Annotated in this window: 15 protein-coding genes; 9 read left to right on the top strand and 6 right to left on the bottom strand. The window is 63.0% G+C overall.

From position 1 onward, the window contains the following. Positions 1-92: 92 nt before the first annotated feature. Both ACP7BV_RS11110 and ACP7BV_RS11105 read right to left on the bottom strand, forming a co-directional pair. Complete coding sequence (locus tag ACP7BV_RS11110) at positions 93-1,679, bottom strand: alkaline phosphatase D family protein (protein ID WP_426103883.1); 1,587 nt, start codon at positions 1,677-1,679, stop codon at positions 93-95. A gap of 7 nt (positions 1,680-1,686) precedes the next feature. Beyond that, positions 1,687-2,130: an acyl-CoA thioesterase gene (locus tag ACP7BV_RS11105; protein WP_426103882.1), complete on the bottom strand. Its 444-nt coding sequence runs from the start codon at positions 2,128-2,130 to the stop codon at positions 1,687-1,689. A gap of 62 nt (positions 2,131-2,192) precedes the next feature. Here ACP7BV_RS11105 and ACP7BV_RS11100 point away from each other — a divergent pair, with 62 nt between their 5' ends. Next, positions 2,193-4,034 carry an ABCB family ABC transporter ATP-binding protein/permease gene (locus tag ACP7BV_RS11100; RefSeq protein WP_426103881.1) on the top strand — a complete coding sequence of 614 codons (1,842 nt, stop codon included), beginning with the start codon at positions 2,193-2,195 and terminating at the stop codon, positions 4,032-4,034. 174 nt (positions 4,035-4,208) lie between these two features. Here the strand turns inward: ACP7BV_RS11100 and ACP7BV_RS11095 are convergent, their stop codons facing one another. Together ACP7BV_RS11095 and ACP7BV_RS11090 are read right to left on the bottom strand one after the other, a co-directional pair. Next, positions 4,209-5,288, bottom strand: coding sequence for a type II asparaginase (locus ACP7BV_RS11095; RefSeq protein ID WP_426103880.1), 1,080 nt, complete (start codon positions 5,286-5,288; stop codon positions 4,209-4,211). A gap of 46 nt (positions 5,289-5,334) precedes the next feature. Further along, a complete protein-coding gene (locus ACP7BV_RS11090; protein ID WP_426103879.1) occupies positions 5,335-6,585 on the bottom strand; it encodes a dicarboxylate/amino acid:cation symporter in 1,251 nt (416 codons plus the stop codon). A gap of 169 nt (positions 6,586-6,754) precedes the next feature. Between ACP7BV_RS11090 and ACP7BV_RS11085 the strand changes: the two genes are divergently transcribed. Beyond that, complete coding sequence (locus tag ACP7BV_RS11085; protein WP_426103878.1) at positions 6,755-7,480, top strand: amino acid ABC transporter ATP-binding protein; 726 nt, start codon at positions 6,755-6,757, stop codon at positions 7,478-7,480. Between the two features lie 38 nt (positions 7,481-7,518). On the opposite strand, the gene ACP7BV_RS11080 is transcribed toward ACP7BV_RS11085, so the two are convergent. Beyond that, on the bottom strand, positions 7,519-8,025 hold the full coding sequence (locus ACP7BV_RS11080; RefSeq protein WP_426103877.1) for a hypothetical protein: 507 nt from the start codon (positions 8,023-8,025) through the stop codon (positions 7,519-7,521). 120 nt (positions 8,026-8,145) lie between these two features. On the opposite strand from ACP7BV_RS11080, the gene ACP7BV_RS11075 reads away from it, so the two are divergent. The 3 genes from ACP7BV_RS11075 to ACP7BV_RS11065 all read left to right on the top strand — a co-directional run bounded on the left by ACP7BV_RS11075 (position 8,146) and on the right by ACP7BV_RS11065 (position 10,377). Further along, on the top strand, positions 8,146-8,394 hold the full coding sequence (locus ACP7BV_RS11075; protein WP_426103876.1) for a hypothetical protein: 249 nt from the start codon (positions 8,146-8,148) through the stop codon (positions 8,392-8,394). Positions 8,395-8,525: 131 nt separating this feature from the next. Further along, positions 8,526-9,575, top strand: a complete 1,050-nt coding sequence (gene pyrC, locus ACP7BV_RS11070; protein ID WP_426103875.1) for a dihydroorotase — start codon at positions 8,526-8,528, stop codon at positions 9,573-9,575. 4 nt (positions 9,576-9,579) lie between these two features. Next, positions 9,580-10,377: a DUF3025 domain-containing protein gene (locus ACP7BV_RS11065; RefSeq protein WP_426103874.1), complete on the top strand. Its 798-nt coding sequence runs from the start codon at positions 9,580-9,582 to the stop codon at positions 10,375-10,377. Positions 10,378-10,444: 67 nt separating this feature from the next. Here ACP7BV_RS11065 and recG read toward each other — a convergent pair whose 3' ends face one another. Then, on the bottom strand, positions 10,445-12,496 hold the full coding sequence (gene recG / locus ACP7BV_RS11060; protein ID WP_426103873.1) for an ATP-dependent DNA helicase RecG: 2,052 nt from the start codon (positions 12,494-12,496) through the stop codon (positions 10,445-10,447). Between the two features lie 195 nt (positions 12,497-12,691). Between recG and queA the strand changes: the two genes are divergently transcribed. From queA to secD, 4 genes are all read left to right on the top strand, one after another. Beyond that, a complete protein-coding gene (gene queA / locus ACP7BV_RS11055) occupies positions 12,692-13,714 on the top strand; it encodes a tRNA preQ1(34) S-adenosylmethionine ribosyltransferase-isomerase QueA (RefSeq protein WP_426103928.1) in 1,023 nt (340 codons plus the stop codon). Positions 13,715-13,716: 2 nt separating this feature from the next. After that, a complete protein-coding gene (tgt, locus tag ACP7BV_RS11050) occupies positions 13,717-14,856 on the top strand; it encodes a tRNA guanosine(34) transglycosylase Tgt (RefSeq protein WP_426103872.1) in 1,140 nt (379 codons plus the stop codon). A 162-nt stretch (positions 14,857-15,018) separates the two neighbouring features. Continuing rightward, positions 15,019-15,354 carry a preprotein translocase subunit YajC gene (gene yajC / locus ACP7BV_RS11045; protein WP_426103871.1) on the top strand — a complete coding sequence of 112 codons (336 nt, stop codon included), beginning with the start codon at positions 15,019-15,021 and terminating at the stop codon, positions 15,352-15,354. A 54-nt stretch (positions 15,355-15,408) separates the two neighbouring features. Beyond that, the gene (gene secD, locus ACP7BV_RS11040; RefSeq protein WP_426103870.1) at positions 15,409-17,277 is read left to right on the top strand and encodes a protein translocase subunit SecD; all 1,869 of its coding nucleotides are present in this window, start codon (positions 15,409-15,411) and stop codon (positions 17,275-17,277) included. The last annotated feature ends 24 nt before the right edge of the window (positions 17,278-17,301 follow it).

Raw genomic sequence — 17,301 nt, 5'->3', positions numbered from 1 at the left:
AGTTGCGGCAAATATATCGTAAACGTAGTTTTACTACAATATTTGATAGAAAAGTGCTGGGAAATGTGGTTTTTACTACCTGATTTGCTGCCTCATCCAGTGCGCCGCGCGCCCGGTCGACCGTTCGCGACGCCAAAGCTGGCCAGGCGCGCCGCCGCGCTGTTCGGGTCGCGCACATTGTCCAGGCCGACAAAAACGGTCGAAGTCGATTCCGGCGTAATTTCCATCAGCATGAAGCCCCGCTTGTCGCTGCGGCCATATTTGATGTGCGGGTTCATGTCGACAAACTGCTGCGTGCGCGCCTGCCCCCTGGAGCTCGAGGTAACGGAAGTGCCGCACAACTCGGTGGCAATGACGGGATTGCGCGCCGAGACGGGGCGCCCGAAATCGGCCAACAGATCAGTCGCGTAAAAAGTATGCACGTCGCCCGACAGGATCACCGGATTGGCCGCGCGGCTCGCCACCAGCGCATCGAACAGCCGGGCGCGCGCCGCCGGATAGCCATCCCAGCCATCGTTCCAGAAGCGCCCGCCACCGGGCGTAGTGAGCGGCAGCTGGCTCGATTGCGCCATGGGCGTTTGCTGCGCCACGATATTCCAGCGTGCTTTCGACGACGCAAAGCCTTCGGCCAGCCACGCTTCCTGCTGCGCGCCGAGCATGCTGCGCGCCGGATCGGCCAACGCCTTGCAGGCACGCGTGACCGAGCTTGAACCACCGCGCCCCTTGGGCGCACACGCCTGCACCGCGCGGTACTGGCGGTCGTCCAGCACGTGCAGGCGCGCCAGCTGGCCCCAGTCATAGCGCTGGTAGATACGCACGTCGCCAAAGGCACCCGAGCGCGGCGTTGCCAGGCGCAGCGGCATGTGCTCGTAGAAGGCCTGGTAGGCCGCGGCGCGGCGCGCTGCAAAGTCGGGCGTGAGCAGCTCGTCGCGGTCGCGCGCGTAGTCGTTGGCCACTTCATGGTCGTCCCAGGTCACGATCCAGGGCGCGGCCAGGTGCGCCGCCTGCAGGTCCGGGTCGCTCTTGTACTGCGCGTAGCGAGCGCGGTAGTCGGCCAGCGAGTACGACTCGTTCACCCGCTGCGCGCTGGCCGGGTGGTGCAATTGGTACGGTCCCCACTCGTAGATGTAGTCGCCCAAAAACACCACCAGGTCCGGATGGGCGGCTGCGATATGGCGGTGCGCCGCGTACGCGCCAAACTCCCAGTGCTGGCAGGAGGCGACGGCCAGCTTGAGCAGCCCGGGCATGGTGCCCGGCGCGGGCGCGGTGCGGGTGCGCCCGGCCGGGCTGACGGCGTCGCCCAGCATGAAGCGGTACCAGTACCAGCGCGCCGGTGCCAGTCCCTTGACGTCTACATGGACGCTGTGGGCCAGTGCGGGCGAGGCGGTTGCCGTACCCGCGGCGACGATACGGGTAAACGCCTGGTCGTGCGCCACCTCCCAGCGCACCGGAACGGCCACTGGCGGCATCGACTGTGCATTGAGCGGATCGGCCAGGATGCGCGTCCAGAGAATAACGGAGTCGGGCAGGGGCGAACCGGAAGCGACACCGAGACTGAATGAATAAGCTTGCGCGCGCGGGGCCGGGGCCGCCACGCTGGCGCCGGCCGCCCCCAGCGCGGCGCCCAGGCCGGCCAGGCGCGCGCCGCGCAGCAGGAAAATCCGGCGCTGCTGCTGCACCGGCACCTTAGCAGTCGGCCCTGGTGCTGTCGAGCGCGGGCAGCTTGCGCGGCTTGCGGTCGTCGCCGGTGGCCACATACGTCAGCGTCGCTTCGGTCACCTTGACGGTGTCGGCCTGCAGGCGGTTACGCTCGGCATACACTTCAACGTACACGGTCACCGATGTGTTGCCGACCTTGACGATATCGGCGTAAAACGACAGCAGGTCGCCTACGAACACGGGATGCTTGAATACGAAGGAGTTGACCGCGATCGTGGCAACGCGGCCGTTGGCGCGGCGCGTGGCCGGCAGCGAACCGGCAATGTCGACCTGCGCCATGATCCAGCCGCCGAACACATCGCCGTAGACATTGGCGTCGGACGGCGCCGGCATAACCCGCAATTGCGGCATTTTGCCAGGAGGAAGGCCCGTGGTGGATGGTGCGGAAGCGTCTTTTTCGGGCGTGGTCATCTTGAATTCTCATGAAAGGCTACAATCGCCTAGATTGAACCATAAATATCAGACCTCTGCCAATGCGCCACCATTCCTCCAGCACGCCACCCCCTGTCGCCGACCCCAAAGCCGTAGTCCGCAGCGACTGGGCCGTCATCCAGACGCTGTTTCCCTACCTGTGGGTCTACAAATGGCGCGTGATGGCGGCCATGGCCTGCCTGATCGCCGCCAAGGTGGCCAACGTGGGCGTGCCGATGGTGCTCAAAAAGCTCATCGACCAGCTCACCATCAACCCGGCCAGCCCGCATGCGCTGCTGGTGCTGCCGCTCGGGGCGCTGGTCGCCTATGGCATGCTGCGCTTGTCGACAACCGTGTTTACCGAGCTGCGCGAGTTCCTGTTTTCGCGCGTCACGCAGCGCGCCGTGCGCACCATTGCCCTGCGCGTGTTTCGCCACCTGCATGCGCTGTCGCTGCGCTTTCACCTGAACCGCCAGACCGGGGGCATGACGCGCGATATCGAACGCGGCACGCGCGGCGTCAGCTCGCTGATCTCGTTCACGCTGTTTAATATCTTGCCCACGCTGGTCGAAATCACGCTCGTGCTCGGTTACCTGGTGACCCATTACGACATCTGGTTTTCAGTCATCACCGCGGTGGCGCTGGTGACCTACATCGCCTTTACCGTCCTCGTCACCGACTGGCGCACGCACTTCCGGCGCACCATGAACGACCTCGATTCCAAGGCCAACACCAAAGCGATCGACTCGCTGATCAACTATGAAACCGTCAAGTACTTCGGCAACGAGGATTACGAAGCAACGCGCTACGACGAAGGCCTGAAGGGGTTTGAAAACGCCGCAGTCAAGTCGCAGACCTCGCTGTCGTTCCTCAACACAGGGCAGTCCCTGATTATCGCCACCGCCGTCACGCTGATCCTGTGGCGCGCCACCGCCGGCGTGATCGCCGGGAGCATGACGTTGGGCGACCTGGTGCTGGTCAATACCTTCATGATCCAGCTGTACATTCCGCTCAATTTTCTGGGCGTGATCTACCGCGAGATCAAGCAAAGCCTGGCCGACATGGAGCGCCTGTTCTCGCTGCTGGACCAGAACAAGGAAGTGGCCGACGACCCGCGCGCCAAGGCACTGCAGACGCGCGGCGCGCAGGTCGTGTTTTCAAACGTGAACTTCAGCTACGAGAGCAATCGCGAGATTTTGTTCGGCGTGGACTTCACGATCCCGGCCGGGACCACCACGGCGGTGGTGGGGCACAGCGGCTCGGGCAAGTCGACCTTGTCGCGCTTGTTGTTCCGCTTTTATGACGTCAACAGCGGTGGCATCAGCATCGACGGCCAGGATCTGCGCCACGTCACGCAAGAGTCGCTGCGCAGCGCGATCGGCATTGTGCCGCAAGATACGGTGCTGTTCAATGACACCATCGGGTATAACATCGCTTATGGCAAACCGGGCGCCACGCAGGACGATATTGTCGCGGCAGCGCGGGCGGCGTCGATCCATGACTTCATCGAGACTTTGCCGGACGGGTATGGAACCATGGTGGGCGAGCGCGGCTTGAAGCTGTCGGGCGGCGAAAAGCAGCGCGTGGCAATTGCCCGCACCCTGCTCAAAAATCCCGCGATCCTGATCTTTGACGAGGCCACATCGGCGCTCGATTCAAAGGCCGAGCAGGCGATCCAGGCGCAGTTGAAGGAAATTGCAAAGAACCGCACCACGCTGGTGATTGCGCACCGGCTCTCGACGGTGGCCGACGCGCAGCAGATCCTGGTGCTCGATCACGGCAAGATCGTCGAGCGCGGCACGCATCAGGCCCTGCTCGCGCAGGATGGTTTGTACCGGCAGATGTGGGAGCGGCAGCAGGCCAGGCAGGATGAAGAGTTGCTGGCGTCTCCGGTGCCGACGTGACGCCTTGGTTTGCATCGCGCAGCGACCGTTGCGGCTGAAAAAATAGCCAACAATGTGGCGGAATGCGCTGGCGCTTTTCCGCCCTACGCGGTGTCGTCAGCGAATGGTGCACCTTTTGCATGGATGCGCCCGTAGGGCGGAAAAGCGCAGCGCATTCCGCCATTTCTCACCGCCTCAGTAAGTATAAAACATCCGCTGAATCTCCTTGGTATTGCTGGTTTTGGTCAGCGCCAGCATCAGCAAGATGCGCGCCTTTTGCGCACTCAAGGTATCGGCCACCACAAAGTCCAGCTCATCGTCATTGGCCTCGCCATTGCGCGCCAAAATCCCCTGGCCCACGCGGCTTGCGCGCACCACAACCACACCCTTGGCGCGCGCCGCCACCAGCGCCGGCTTGACCTTGGACGCCAGGCTGCCGTCCCCCACGCCCGCATGGATGATGCCCTTGGCGCCTGTGGCCACAAACGCATCGACCGCCACCGGCCCCATATTCGCGTAACCATACACAATCTCCACCGCCGGCAGCACCTGCAGCGCGCCGATATCGAACTCGGTGTCGCTCGTATGCTTGCGCAGCTGCTGGCGATAAAAGAACGGTTTGCCGCCCTGGATATAACCGAGCATGCCCAGCTCGGAAGTGCGGAACGCATCGAGCGTCGAGGTATTGCTCTTGGCGACATCGCGCGCGGACTGGATCTGGTCATTCATCGCCACCAGCACGCCCTTGCCCACCGCTTCCGGGCTGGCCGCGAGCAGCACCGAGTTATACAAGTTGATCGGGCCGTCGGCCGAGATCGCGGTCGACGGCCGCATCGCGCCCACCAGCACCACGGGTTTACGGCTCTTGACGACCAGGTTTAAAAAATAAGCGGTTTCTTCCAGCGTATCGGTGCCGTGCGTGATGACGATGCCGTCCACATTCGGCTGGGCCAGCAACACATTGACGCGCTTGGCCAGCGTGAGCCAGTGCTCATTGCTCATGTTCTCGCTGGCGATCTGGAACACCTGCTCGCCGCTGACGTTGGCAACCTTGGCCAGTTCCGGCACCGCCGCGATCAGGCGCTGCACGCCGACGGTGGCGGCGGTGTAGCCGACGGTGGTGGTGGACGAGGCGCCGGTGCCGGCGATGGTGCCCCCGGTCGCCAGGATCGTCACATTGGCCAGCTTGGGCGCGGCCGACTCGGCGTGCGCGGCCATGAAGAACAATAGGCCGAACAGCGCCAACATCGATTGCGCGGGATTTTTACGAAGCATGCGGTCTCCTGGACTGACTAGGGTGTTGATAAATGGGCGGGGCAGCTCAAGGCAGCGGGGCGGTAGCCAGGTCTTCCTGCGTTGGATTGGTCAGTTCGCCTTCCCACTTCGCCACGACGGCGGTGGCGATGCCGTTGCCGATGACGTTGGTGGCCGAACGCGCCATGTCGAGGAAGTGGTCAATCCCGAGCAGCAGCAGCAAGCCTTGTTCAGGCAGGCCAAACTGCGCCAGCGTGGCGGCAATCACCACCAGCGAGGCGCGCGGCACGCCCGCCATGCCCTTGGAGGTCAGCATCAGCACCAGCATCATTGTCAGCTGGGTGCTCCACTCCATGTGAATGCCGTAAGCCTGGGCGATGAAAATGGTGGCGAAGGTGCAGTACATCATCGAGCCGTCGAGGTTGAACGAATACCCGATCGGCAGCACGAAGGCGGCAATCCGGTTGCGCACGCCAAAGCGCTCCAGGCCTTCCAGCGTTTTGGGGAAGGCCGCTTCGGACGACGCGGTCGAAAACGCGAGCAGTGTTGGTTCGCGCAGTTCGCGCAGCAGCGCAATGACGCGCGGACCGAGGAACAGGAAGCCGGCAAAAATCAGCAGCAGCCACAACAGCGCAATGCCGAGGTAAAATTCGCCCATGAAAACGCTGTACTTGGCGATCACTTTCGGGCCGCTCTTGGCGATAATCGCCGTCACGGCGGCAAACACCGCGATCGGCGCCAGGTTCATCACGTAGCCGGTCACCTTGAGCATGACGTGGGCCACGCCGTCGATCGCGTCGATCAACGGTTTTGCGCGTTCGCCCACCGCAGCGGCCGCGGTGCCGAAGAACAGCGAGAAAATCACGATCTGCAAAATCTCGTTCTTGGCCATGCCATCGACGATCGACGCGGGCACCAGGTGGGTGACAAATTCCTTGAGCGTCAAGCTGGCGGTGGTGATGTCGGTCTTGGCCAAGGGCTCGAGTTCCATGCCCACGCCCGGCTGCAGCACGTTCACCAGCACCAGGCCGAGCGAGAGCGACATGACCGACGCGAGCACGAACCACAGCAGCGCCTTGGCGCCGATGCGTCCCACCTCGCTGGCGCTGCCCATCTTGGCGATGCCCACCACCAGGGTGGAGAACACGAGCGGGGCGATGATCATCTTGATCAGGCGCAGGAACACCGTGGTGACCAGCGATAGGTAATCGGCAAACGGTTTGGGATCGGCCAGCATCAGGTTGGCGGCGTAGCCGGTGATCAGGCCGAGCACCAGTGCGCCGAGAATGTAGAGGGTGAGGCGATTCTTCTTGTTCATTTGGTGCGCATCCTGTTGGTAGGCCGATGAGTTGATGAGTCAGTGAGCCGATGAGCCTAAGCTTGCCTTCTGGGCAAAATAGCATTCTCATTGCAAGTTTGGCAGTATCCTAGTGGGCGGGGGTGCTGTCAAGCCGACCGCACCCGTCCCGAACAGGCAAGAAAACAACATGATCGAACTTAAAAATGTCAGCAAGTCGTACGGCGCTTTCAAGGTGCTGGCCGAGTGCAGCACGCGCGTCGACAAGGGCGACGTGGTGGTCATCTGCGGCCCGTCCGGCTCGGGCAAGTCGACCCTGATCAAGACCGTCAATGGCCTGGAGCCGTTCCAGGCAGGCGAAGTGATCGTCGACGGCGTGTCGGTGGGTGCGCCCAAGACCGATCTGTCGCGCCTGCGCGCGCGCATCGGCATGGTGTTCCAGAATTTCGAGCTGTTCCCGCACCTGTCGGTACGCGACAACCTGACGCTCGGGCAAATCAAGGTGCTGGGGCGCACGCGCGAGGAAGCCACTGTTCGCGGCCTGAAGTACCTGGACCGGGTTGGCTTGCTGGCGCAGCAGGACAAGTTCCCCAGCCAGCTCTCGGGCGGCCAGCAGCAGCGCGTGGCGATCGCGCGCGCGCTGGCGATGGACCCGGTCGCAATGCTGTTCGACGAACCCACCTCCGCGCTTGACCCGGAAATGATCACCGAAGTGCTCGACGTGATGGTCGGCCTGGCGCAGGAGGGCATGACGATGATGGTGGTAACCCACGAGATGGGTTTTGCGCGCAAGGTGGCCGACCGCATCATCTTCATGGATCACGGCCGGATTGTCGAAGATACGCCGACGCAGGCGTTTTTCACGCAGCCGGCGTCCGAGCGGGCGCGCGAATTCTTGGCCAAGATCATTCACTGAGCGGCTGACGGCTGGCACCAGGATTGTCAGGCTGCGGCCTACTTGGCGCAAGCCTCGCGCGCCAGGCTGGCGCCGCGCTGCTGCGCGCTGGCAAACTGCGCCGCCGACAGCTCGTCTCCAAAGCGTTCGCGCAGCTGCGCCTCTGCAAGCAGCTTTTTGCGCGGCACCGCGGCCGCGATACTGTAGGCCATGGCCGCCTCCGGATCGCGCCCGGTGAGCTGGCCCGCATCGTAGACGGTCGACAGCAGCGCCAGCGCGAACTGGTCGCAGGTGCGGCCCGCTTGCTTCAGGTAGGCCAGCGCATCGGTTTTCCATTGCACGACAGTGGGGTCGCCCGGGTTGTCGGCAACATCGAAATCGCGCCCGTACGGGCCTTCCATGTAAAAGTCGATCTGCGCGCCCACGTGTCCGGCGCGCGCGGCGGTGTCCAAAAAGGCCAGCCTTTCCTGCACCTGGGCCGGCGACATGCCCGCGCACAGCTTGACCATGGCGGCGCGCTCGCGCAGGAACGCTTCGCGCTCGCCTGCTTCGTGGTATTCGGCCACCGGGTCGGCGTTGGCCGCGCAGATCGATGCGGCCTGGTAGACCTAGTACGCCCATCCCGGGTGGAACTTGACGAAGCGAAGCGGGGCGCGCTGATGACGGTGCCGGTCAGGTAGACCCGCTTGCTGGCGGTGCAGGTGGTGAGTTCGGAAGCGCTGGCTTACATCGATGGCAACAACACAAGCAGAGCAATCATTGATTTTTTCAATGCGATCTCCAAAGGCGTGGTGTTTCAATATGACCCGTTGATTCCGATGTCCCTTGCGCCTGCGGGCGGCCAAGCATGCAGTACTGCCAACCCGGAACCAAGCTCGACTTTATCCCGGAAAATCAGAGAAAGACAAAAGTTCGCATTTTTAGACAATAGTTGATGCGCAATGCCAACGGTTTCTAGACAAAGCGCGAGCTTAGCAAGCCAGGCGCGACAACTTCCGGCGCCGCTGCCGGCGCCCCAACACGCGTGGGGGCAGGTAAAATGCTGCATCCTTCGCCGAAAGCTGCCATGACCCTCCTCGCCACCCCGCAATCGCTCACCATCACCCGCCCCGACGACTGGCACCTGCACCTGCGCGACGGCGCGGCGCTGGCCAGCGTGCTGCCGCACAGCGCGCGCCAGTTCGCGCGCGCCATCGTCATGCCCAACCTCAAGCCGCCGGTCACCACCACCGCCATGGCGCAAGCCTACCGCGAGCGCATCCTGGCCGCGCTGCCGTCCGGCATGGCGTTCGAGCCCTTGATGACGCTCTACCTGACCGACAATACCGACCCCGACGAAATCCGGCGCGCGGCCGACAGCGGCTTCGTGCACGCCGTCAAGCTGTACCCGGCCGGCGCCACCACCAATTCGGACGCCGGCGTGACCGACCTCACGCGCTGCTACAAGACGCTTGAAGTGATGCAGGAAGTGGGCATACCCTTCCTGGTCCATGGCGAAGTGACCGACCAGGACATCGACCTGTTCGACCGCGAAGCGGTATTCATCGAACGGGTAATGCGTCCGCTGCGGCGCGACATGCCGGCGCTGAAAATCGTCTTCGAGCACATCACCACCAAAGACGCGGCGCAATACGTGGCCGAAGCGGACGGCCCGATTGCCGCCACCATCACCGCCCACCACCTGCTCTACAACCGCAACGAGATTTTCAAGGGCGGCATTCGTCCCCACTTCTACTGCCTGCCCGTACTCAAGCGCGAAGAACACCGCCTGGCCTTGATGACGGCGGCCACCAGCGGCGACGAACGCTTTTTCCTCGGTACCGACTCCGCCCCGCATGCCATCGGCGCCAAGGAAACCGCGTGCGGCTGCGCCGGCTGCTACACCGCCCTGCATGCGATGGAGATGTACACCGAAGCGTTCGAACGTGCCGGCGCGCTCGACAAGCTCGAAGCCTTCGCCAGCTTCCACGGTCCGGATTTCTACGAGCTGCCGCGCAATACCGGGACCGTGACGCTCAAGCGCGAAGCCTGGACGCTGCCGCAAACGGTGCCGCTGGCCGAGTCCACGCTGGTGCCGCTGAACGGCGGCGAGCAGATCAACTGGAAGCTGCTGTAGGCCGATGTTCCCGCAGATCGACTGGACGCGCCGCTGGTACGATTCGGTGCGGCCCGCCTTTGCGGGCCTGGACCCGGACCTGGACGCGCTCGGCCTCACCGGCGCTCTGAATGCCGGCGCCGCCGCGCTGGCGCTGGTGAACCAGCGCGGCCAGCCGGTGCGCTTTGTGCCGCAGGCCGATTTGCCCGAAGGGCGCGCCTACGAAGAATTCATCGGCGCCACCGGCTGCGTGCCCACGCGCGAGAACCTGCATGACTTTTTCAACGGCCTGGTGTGGCTCACTTTCCCGCGCATCAAGCTGCAGCTCAATGCCTTGCAGGCGGCGCAGATCGCGCTGGCGGGCGTGGGCAAGTCGCGCGGCTCGGCGCGCGACGGCGCCACCATCTTTGATGAAAATTGCGCGCTGCTGGTGGTGCGCCAAGGTTCGCAGGGCGCAGCGCTGGTCGAGGCCTTGCGCGCGCATTTGTGGAGCGAAGCCTTGCATGAACGCTGCGCCGCGTTCGGCCCCGACGTACAGGTGTGGCTGTTCGGGCACGCACTGATGGAAAAGCTGGTCGCCCCGCGCAAGGCAATCACCGCGCACACGCGCGTGGTGCCGGCAGGCGACGCCTTTTTCGCGCTCGATCACGATGCGCAGCGCACCTGGATCGACGCGCACGTGGCCGCATCGCTGGCCGCCGAAGGCTTGAGCACCGCCTGCTTTACACCGCTGCCGGTGCTGGGCGTGCCGGGTTGGTGGGAGGGCCAGGACGCCGCCTTCTACGCCGACGCCAGCGTGTTCAGGCCCAAGCAAAAGTGGTAACCGATACCGCAAACGTAGGGTGGAAAAGCCCAACGGGCGCATTCCACCATGCGCCGCCCAAGACCCATCAAACCTTCAAGAATTCTTCCTTGCCCCCGAGCCAGCGCGCCAGATGCGCCTCGACCACATCATCAACCGCATCATGAATCAGTTTGTGCGCCACGCCGCGCGCCTGCTCCACCAGCCACTGGTCGGTCTCCAGATCGGCAAACCTGAGCATCGCCTGCCCCGACTGGCGCGCGCCTAAAAATTCGCCCGGCCCGCGAATTTCCAGGTCGCGCCGGGCGATCTCGAAGCCATCGGTGGTCTCGCGCATTGTCATCAAGCGCTGCTTTGCAATCTGCCCCAGCGGACTTTGATACAGCAGCAGGCACACGCTGGCCGCCGAGCCGCGGCCCACGCGCCCGCGCAGCTGGTGCAACTGCGAGAGGCCAAAGCGCTCCGCATGTTCGATCACCATCAGCGACGCGTTGGGCACGTCCACCCCCACTTCGATCACGGTGGTGGCCACCAGCACTTGCACGTCGTTGGTGGTAAAAGCGTCCATCACTTCCTGCTTTTCGGCCGGCTTGAGGCGGCCATGCACCAGCCCCACCTGCAAGTCGGGCAAGGCCTCGGCCAGCATCGCATGCGTGTCGGTCGCCGTTTGCAGCTGCAGCGCCTCGGACTCCTCGATCAGCGGACAGACCCAATACACCTGCCGGCCTTCCAGCGTCGCCGCGTACACCCGTTCGATGACTTCATCGCGCCGGTTCTGGTCGATCGCGCGCGTGACGATGGGGCTACGGCCAGGCGGCAGCTCGTCGATCACCGACACTTCAAGGTCGGCGTAATACGTCATCGCCAGCGTGCGCGGAATGGGCGTGGCCGACATCATCAGCTGGTGCGGCGTCTTGCCATTGCTGCCCTTGTTGCGCAACGTCAGGCGCTGGCCCACGCCAAAGCGGTGCTGTTCGTCGACGATCACCAGTCCCAGTTTGGCAAATTGCACCGTGTCCTGGATTAGCGCATGGGTGCCGATCACCAGTTGCGCCTCGCCCGATTCAACCAGCGCGGTGGCGGCGACCTTGTCCTTTTTTTTCAGACTGCCGGTCAGCCACACCACTTTCACGCCGAGCGGCTCCATCAACGCGGCGATTTTGCGAAAGTGCTGGTCGGCCAAAATTTCAGTCGGCGCCATCAGCGCGGCCTGGTAGCCGCTGTCGATGGCTTGCGCCGCCGCCAGCGCCGCCACCACCGTCTTGCCACTGCCGACGTCGCCCTGCAGCAGGCGCTGCATCGGGTAGCCGTTTTTGAGGTCGGCGCGAATCTCCTTGAGCACGCGCTGCTGGGCGCCGGTCAGCTTGAAGGGCAGTTCTCCCAAAAAGCCTTCGGACAGCGCGCCGACCGTTTTGAGCACCGGCGCGCCTTTCACGCGGCGCGCCCGCTGCGCGCGCTTGAGCGAGAGCTGCTGGGCCAGCAGTTCGTCGAATTTCATGCGCACCCAGGCCGGATGCGAACGGTCGACCAGCGCGTTGGCGTCGATTTCCTGCGGCGGGTAGTGCAGCAGGCGCACCGCCGGTTCAAAGTTCGACAGGCTCATCGACGAGAGCAGGGCGGCGGGCAGGGTGTCGGCCCAGTCGACCCGCTTCATGGCGTCGGCGATGGCGCGCCGCAGGATGGCTTGCGAGAGGCCTTCGCCGGACGGATACACGGGCGTGAGTTCCTTGGGCAGCGGTGCGCCTTCATTGACCACCTTGTAGCCGGGATGGACCATCTCGGCGCCGAAAAAACCGTGTTTCAGTTCGGCCCGGGCGCGCACGCGGGTGCCTTCGGCCAGCTGCTTGACCTGGCTGCCGTAAAAATTCATGAAGCGCAGCAGCAAGTCACCCGTTTCGTCGGCGATGGTGACGAGCAGCTGGCGCCGCGGCCGGTAAGAAATTTCGTTCTTGGTGACCACGCCTTCCACCTGCGACACGTGGCCGCCGCGCAGGCACGCCTCGCGGATAGGGACCACTTGCGTCTCGTCCTCGTAGCGCATTGGCAGGTGCAGCACCAGGTCCATATCGGTGTGCAGCCCCAGCTTGGCGAGCTTGCTTTCGTTGGTTTTTGGCGCGGCTTTTGGTTTTGATGGGGGCATATTGCTGCGATTTAGCTGCGCTAGGATAAAATAGAGGGTTGCCCGACGCGTGAGCGCTATTGTACGCAGTCGCGGCCACTCTTGGCGGATTGCATCCGCCCTACGGTTCGTAGCCGGAAAACCGTAGGGCGAATAAGCAAAGCGCAATCCGCCAAGCGTCACGTTGACTCAATCTCTTCTATGCTGATTCAAACTATGTATTCGCTCTCCAACTTCGATTTCGACCTGCCCCCGGAACGCATCGCGCAACTGCCGCTGCCGGACCGCAGCGCCTCGCGCCTGCTGCACCTGGACCTTGACACCATCATCGACCGCCAGTTCGGGGACATGGTCGACCTGCTCGTCCCCGGCGACCTGCTGGTGATGAACGACACGCGCGTGCTCAAGGCGCGCTTTTTCGGCGTCAAGGAAACCGGCGGCAATGTCGAGGTGCTGGTCGAGCGCGTGCTCGACAAGCGCACCGTGCTGGCCCAGGTGCGCGCCTCCAAGTCGCCCAAGCCGGGCAACAAGATCCGCCTGGCCGACGCTTTCAACGTCACCGCGGGCGAGCGCGCCGGCGAGTTTTTCACGCTCACGTTCGACGGCGACGTGTTCGACCTGATCGAAGCGCACGGCCGCCTGCCGCTGCCGCCGTACATTGAGCATGACGCCGACGCATTCGACGAAACGCGCTACCAGACCGTGTATTCGCGCGAGCCGGGCGCGGTGGCCGCACCCACCGCCGGCCTGCATTTCGACGAAGCCCTGCTGGCCAGGCTGAAGGCCAAGGGCGTCAACTTCGCCTACGTCACGCTGCACGTGGGCGCCGGCACCTTCCAGCCGGTGCGGGTGGAAGTGCTGGCCGAGCACAAGATGCACACCGAGTGGTACAGCGTGCCGCAAGCGACCGTGGACGCGGTGCGCGCCGCCAAGGCCGCCGGGCGTGACGTTGTCGCCGTCGGCACCACCAGCCTGCGCGCACTCGAATCGGCGTCGCAGTCGGGCCAGCTGGAAGCGGGCAGCGCCGACACGGCCCTGTTCATCACGCCCGGCTACACCTTCAAGACCGTCACGCGCCTGATTACCAACTTCCACCTGCCCAAGTCGACCCTGCTGATGCTGGTGTCCGCCTTTGCCGGTTATGAACCCATCCGGCGCGCCTACGCGCATGCGATCGCCAGCGAATACCGCTTTTTCAGCTATGGCGACGCCATGCTGCTCACTACAAAGAACGTTTAAACATGCTCGACTTCAAACTCCTGAAAACCGACACCAGCGGCCTGTCGCACGCGCGCCGCGGCCGCCTGACGCTCAATCACGGCGTCATCGAAACGCCGATCTTCATGCCGGTGGGCACCTACGGCTCGGTCAAGGCGATGTCGCCGGTGGAGCTGAAGGAAATCGGTTCCCAGATCATTTTGGGTAATACCTTCCACCTGTGGCTGCGTCCGGGCACGCAAGTGCTCGACAAATTTGGCGGCCTGCACGGCTTCATGGGCTGGGACGGGCCGATCCTGACCGATTCGGGTGGCTTCCAGGTGTTTTCGCTGGGCGCAATGCGCAAGATTACCGAAGAAGGCGTCAAGTTCCAGTCACCCATCGACGGCAGCAAACTGTTCCTCTCGCCCGAAATTTCGATGCAGATCCAGCGCTCGCTCAATTCCGACATCGTGATGCAGTTCGACGAATGCACGCCTTACGAGATTGACGGCCGGCCGGCCACGACCGAGGAAGCGGGCAAGTCGATGCGCATGTCGCTGCGCTGGGCCCAGCGTTCGATGAATGAATTCACCCAGGGCCAGAACCCGAACGCGCTGTTTGGCATCGTCCAGGGCGGCATGTTCGAGCATTTGCGCGACGAGTCGCTGGCCGGCCTGGAAGAGATCAACTTCCCCGGCATTGCGATTGGCGGGCTATCGGTGGGCGAACCGAAGGAAGACATGATGCGCATGCTGGCGCACGTCGGACCAAAGCTGCCGGCCAACAAGCCGCACTATCTGATGGGCGTGGGTACGCCGGAAGACCTGGTGGCCGGCGTGGCAAATGGCATCGACATGTTCGATTGCGTGATGCCGACCAGAAATGCTCGCAATGGCTGGCTGTTCACGCGTTTTGGCGATGTGAAGATCAAGAATGCACGCTACAAGGAAGACATGGGCCCGCTCGATGAGAGTTGCGACTGCTATTGCTGCAAAAACTTTTCGCGTGCATATCTGCATCACTTGCACCGCTCGAAAGAAATTTTAGGGGCGCGGTTGAATACGATTCACAACCTGCATTATTACCTGAAGTTGATGAGCGAAATGCGCGATGCGATCGATGCTGACCGGTTTCATGCGTTCAGGCTGGAGTTCAACGCTGCCCGCGCCCGCGGCGTTTAACGGTGGGGTGCCTGGCGGCCCAACACAAATTTATTGCAAATCAACACCTTGCAAAAACAAATTAACAGGCCAACTACCCCCAATTGGTCTTGGCACACCCGTCGATGCTAGAATACAGCGCTGCTTTTTTTACTCATTCAACCAATTCACCCTGGAGTTCTCGTGTTTATTTCTAACGCCTACGCACAAGCGGCCCCCGCTGCTGCAAATTCGGGCCTGATGGGCAACCTGTCCACCTTCCTTCCCTTGGTCTTGATGTTCGTGGTCATGTACTTCCTGATGATCCGCCCGCAGCAAAAGAAAGCCAAGGAACAGCGCCAGATGATGGACGCGCTGGCCAAGGGCGATGAAGTCGTCACCGCCAGCGGCATCCTGGGCAAAGTCACCAAAGTGCTCGACACCTACGTGATGCTCGAAATTGCCGCCAACACCGAAATCACCGTGCAAAAGCACGCAGTGACCACCCTGCTGCCAAAAGGCACCCTGAAGTCGCTGTAAGCCTGACGGGCGGCATCGCGCCGCTTGCCTGCTCAATCTGACCGCTGGAATACTATGAACCGCTATCCCGTCTGGAAATACGTTTTGATCGTCATCGCGCTGCTGTTCGGCGCGCTGTACACGGCGCCCAACTACTTCGGCGAATCGCCGGCGTTGCAGGTGACGACCGGCCGCACCACCCTCAAGATCAGCGCCGACACCGCACAGCGCGTGTCCGAGGCGCTCAGGACGGCTGGCGTTGCGGCGCAGGCAGTCCAAGTCGAGGGTAGCGGCAACACCACCTCGGTGCGCGTGCGCTTTATTACCACGGACGAGCAGTTCAAGGCCAAACTGGCGCTCGAGCGGGCGCTGAACACCGATCCGGCCGACCCGAACTATATCGTCACGGTCAACCTGGTGAAGAACACGCCCAAGTGGATGCAACTGGTGCATGCCGCGCCGATGAACCTGGGCCTGGATTTGCGCGGTGGCGTGCACTTCCTGCTGCAGGTGGACGTTGCGGCCACCACCGACAACAAGATCAAGGGCGTGGTCTCGAGCGTGCGCAGCCAGCTGCGCGGCAAGAGCCTGCACACCGGCATTGAGCGCACGGGTAACAGCGTCGAAATCAAATGCCGCGATGCAGATAGCTGCACCAAGGCGCGCGAACTGCTGGCCAAAGAGACGACCGAACTGCTGTTCGCCGAATCGGTGGATGGCGAAGGCAGCAAGCTGGTCTTGTCGATCAAGCCGGAAGCGCTCAAGAAAGCCACCGAAGAAGGCGTCAAGCAAAACATTGCCACGTTGTCCAAGCGGATCAACGAACTGGGCGTGTCGGAGCCGATCATCCAGCAGCAGGGCGCAGACCGCATCGTGGTTCAGCTGCCGGGCGTGCAGGACGTCGCCCACGCCAAGGACATCATCGGGCGCACCGCCACGCTCGAACTGCGCATGGTCGACACCAGCGTCACGCGCGGCACCGAGACCAGCGCCACCATTCCACTGAACTCGGAATTGTTCACCGCCGAACAGGGCGTTCCGGTGGTCGTGTACAAGGACATTGTTCTGACGGGCGACTACATCAGCTCGGCCATCGGCACCGTCGACCAGAACCATCAGCCGGTCGTGTCGATTGAGCTGAACGGCGACGGCGGGCGAAAGATGCGCGCAGCCACGCGCGAGCGGGTCGGCAAGGGTATGGCCATCTTGCTCAAGGAAAAGGGCAAATATAGTGTTTTGTCGGTTCCGACCATCCAGGAAGAACTGGGCAGCCGCTTCAATATCACCGGCATGGGCACGGCGGAACGATCGAACGAACTGGCGCTGCTGCTGCGCTCGGGCGCCTTGTCCGCGCCCATGGAGTTTGTCGAGGAGCGCGTGATCGGCCCTCAGCTTGGCGCCGAGAACATCGAAAAAGGCTTGTACTCGACGGTATATGGCTTCATCGCCATCGCCATCTTCATGATCTTGTACTACCACATGTTTGGTTTCTTCAGCGTCGTGGCGCTGGCGTCCAACCTGTTGTTCCTGCTGGCCTTGCTGTCGCTGTTGCAGGTAACGCTGACCCTGCCCGGTATTGCCGCAATTGCGCTGGCGCTGGGCATGGCAATTGACGCCAATGTACTGATCAACGAGCGCATCCGCGAGGAATTGCGCAGCGGGGCGTCGCCGCAGTCGGCCATCGCCACCGGTTTCGACCGCGCCTGGGCCACCATCTTCGACTCCAACGTCACCACGCTGATCGTCGGTATCGCGCTGCTGGTGTTCGGTTCCGGTCCGGTGCGCGGCTTTGCCGTGGTTCACTGCCTGGGTATCCTGACGTCGATGTTTTCGGCGGTATTCCTGTCGCGCGGTGTGGTCAACCTTTGGTACGGCAGCAAGAAAAAGCTCGGCGGCGTATCGATTGGTACCGTCTGGACGCCTGGCCTTTCGGTCGCGAAATAATACGTATTCATCAGTACCCAAGAC

The sequence above is a fragment of the Massilia sp. TSP1-1-2 genome (assembly GCF_049896185.1).
GTDB lineage: Bacteria > Pseudomonadota > Gammaproteobacteria > Burkholderiales > Burkholderiaceae_D > Telluria_A.
Note: the sequence above shows the minus strand (reverse complement) of the source record. Positions and strands in the feature narration are given on the sequence as shown.

What these genes read in the sequence shown, in the direction of transcription:
- ACP7BV_RS11105 (WP_426103882.1), bottom strand. Translation starts at nt 2,130, where the DNA reads ATGACCACGCCCGAAAAAGACGCTTCCGCACCATCCACCACGGGCCTT.
- ACP7BV_RS11100 (WP_426103881.1), top strand. Translation starts at nt 2,193, where the DNA reads ATGCGCCACCATTCCTCCAGCACGCCACCCCCTGTCGCCGACCCCAAA.
- ACP7BV_RS11095 (WP_426103880.1), bottom strand. Translation starts at nt 5,288, where the DNA reads ATGCTTCGTAAAAATCCCGCGCAATCGATGTTGGCGCTGTTCGGCCTA.
- ACP7BV_RS11090 (WP_426103879.1), bottom strand. Translation starts at nt 6,585, where the DNA reads ATGAACAAGAAGAATCGCCTCACCCTCTACATTCTCGGCGCACTGGTG.
- ACP7BV_RS11085 (WP_426103878.1), top strand. Translation starts at nt 6,755, where the DNA reads ATGATCGAACTTAAAAATGTCAGCAAGTCGTACGGCGCTTTCAAGGTG.
- pyrC (WP_426103875.1), top strand. Translation starts at nt 8,526, where the DNA reads ATGACCCTCCTCGCCACCCCGCAATCGCTCACCATCACCCGCCCCGAC.
- ACP7BV_RS11065 (WP_426103874.1), top strand. Translation starts at nt 9,580, where the DNA reads ATGTTCCCGCAGATCGACTGGACGCGCCGCTGGTACGATTCGGTGCGG.
- recG (WP_426103873.1), bottom strand. Translation starts at nt 12,496, where the DNA reads ATGCCCCCATCAAAACCAAAAGCCGCGCCAAAAACCAACGAAAGCAAG.
- queA (WP_426103928.1), top strand. Translation starts at nt 12,692, where the DNA reads ATGTATTCGCTCTCCAACTTCGATTTCGACCTGCCCCCGGAACGCATC.
- tgt (WP_426103872.1), top strand. Translation starts at nt 13,717, where the DNA reads ATGCTCGACTTCAAACTCCTGAAAACCGACACCAGCGGCCTGTCGCAC.
- secD (WP_426103870.1), top strand. Translation starts at nt 15,409, where the DNA reads ATGAACCGCTATCCCGTCTGGAAATACGTTTTGATCGTCATCGCGCTG.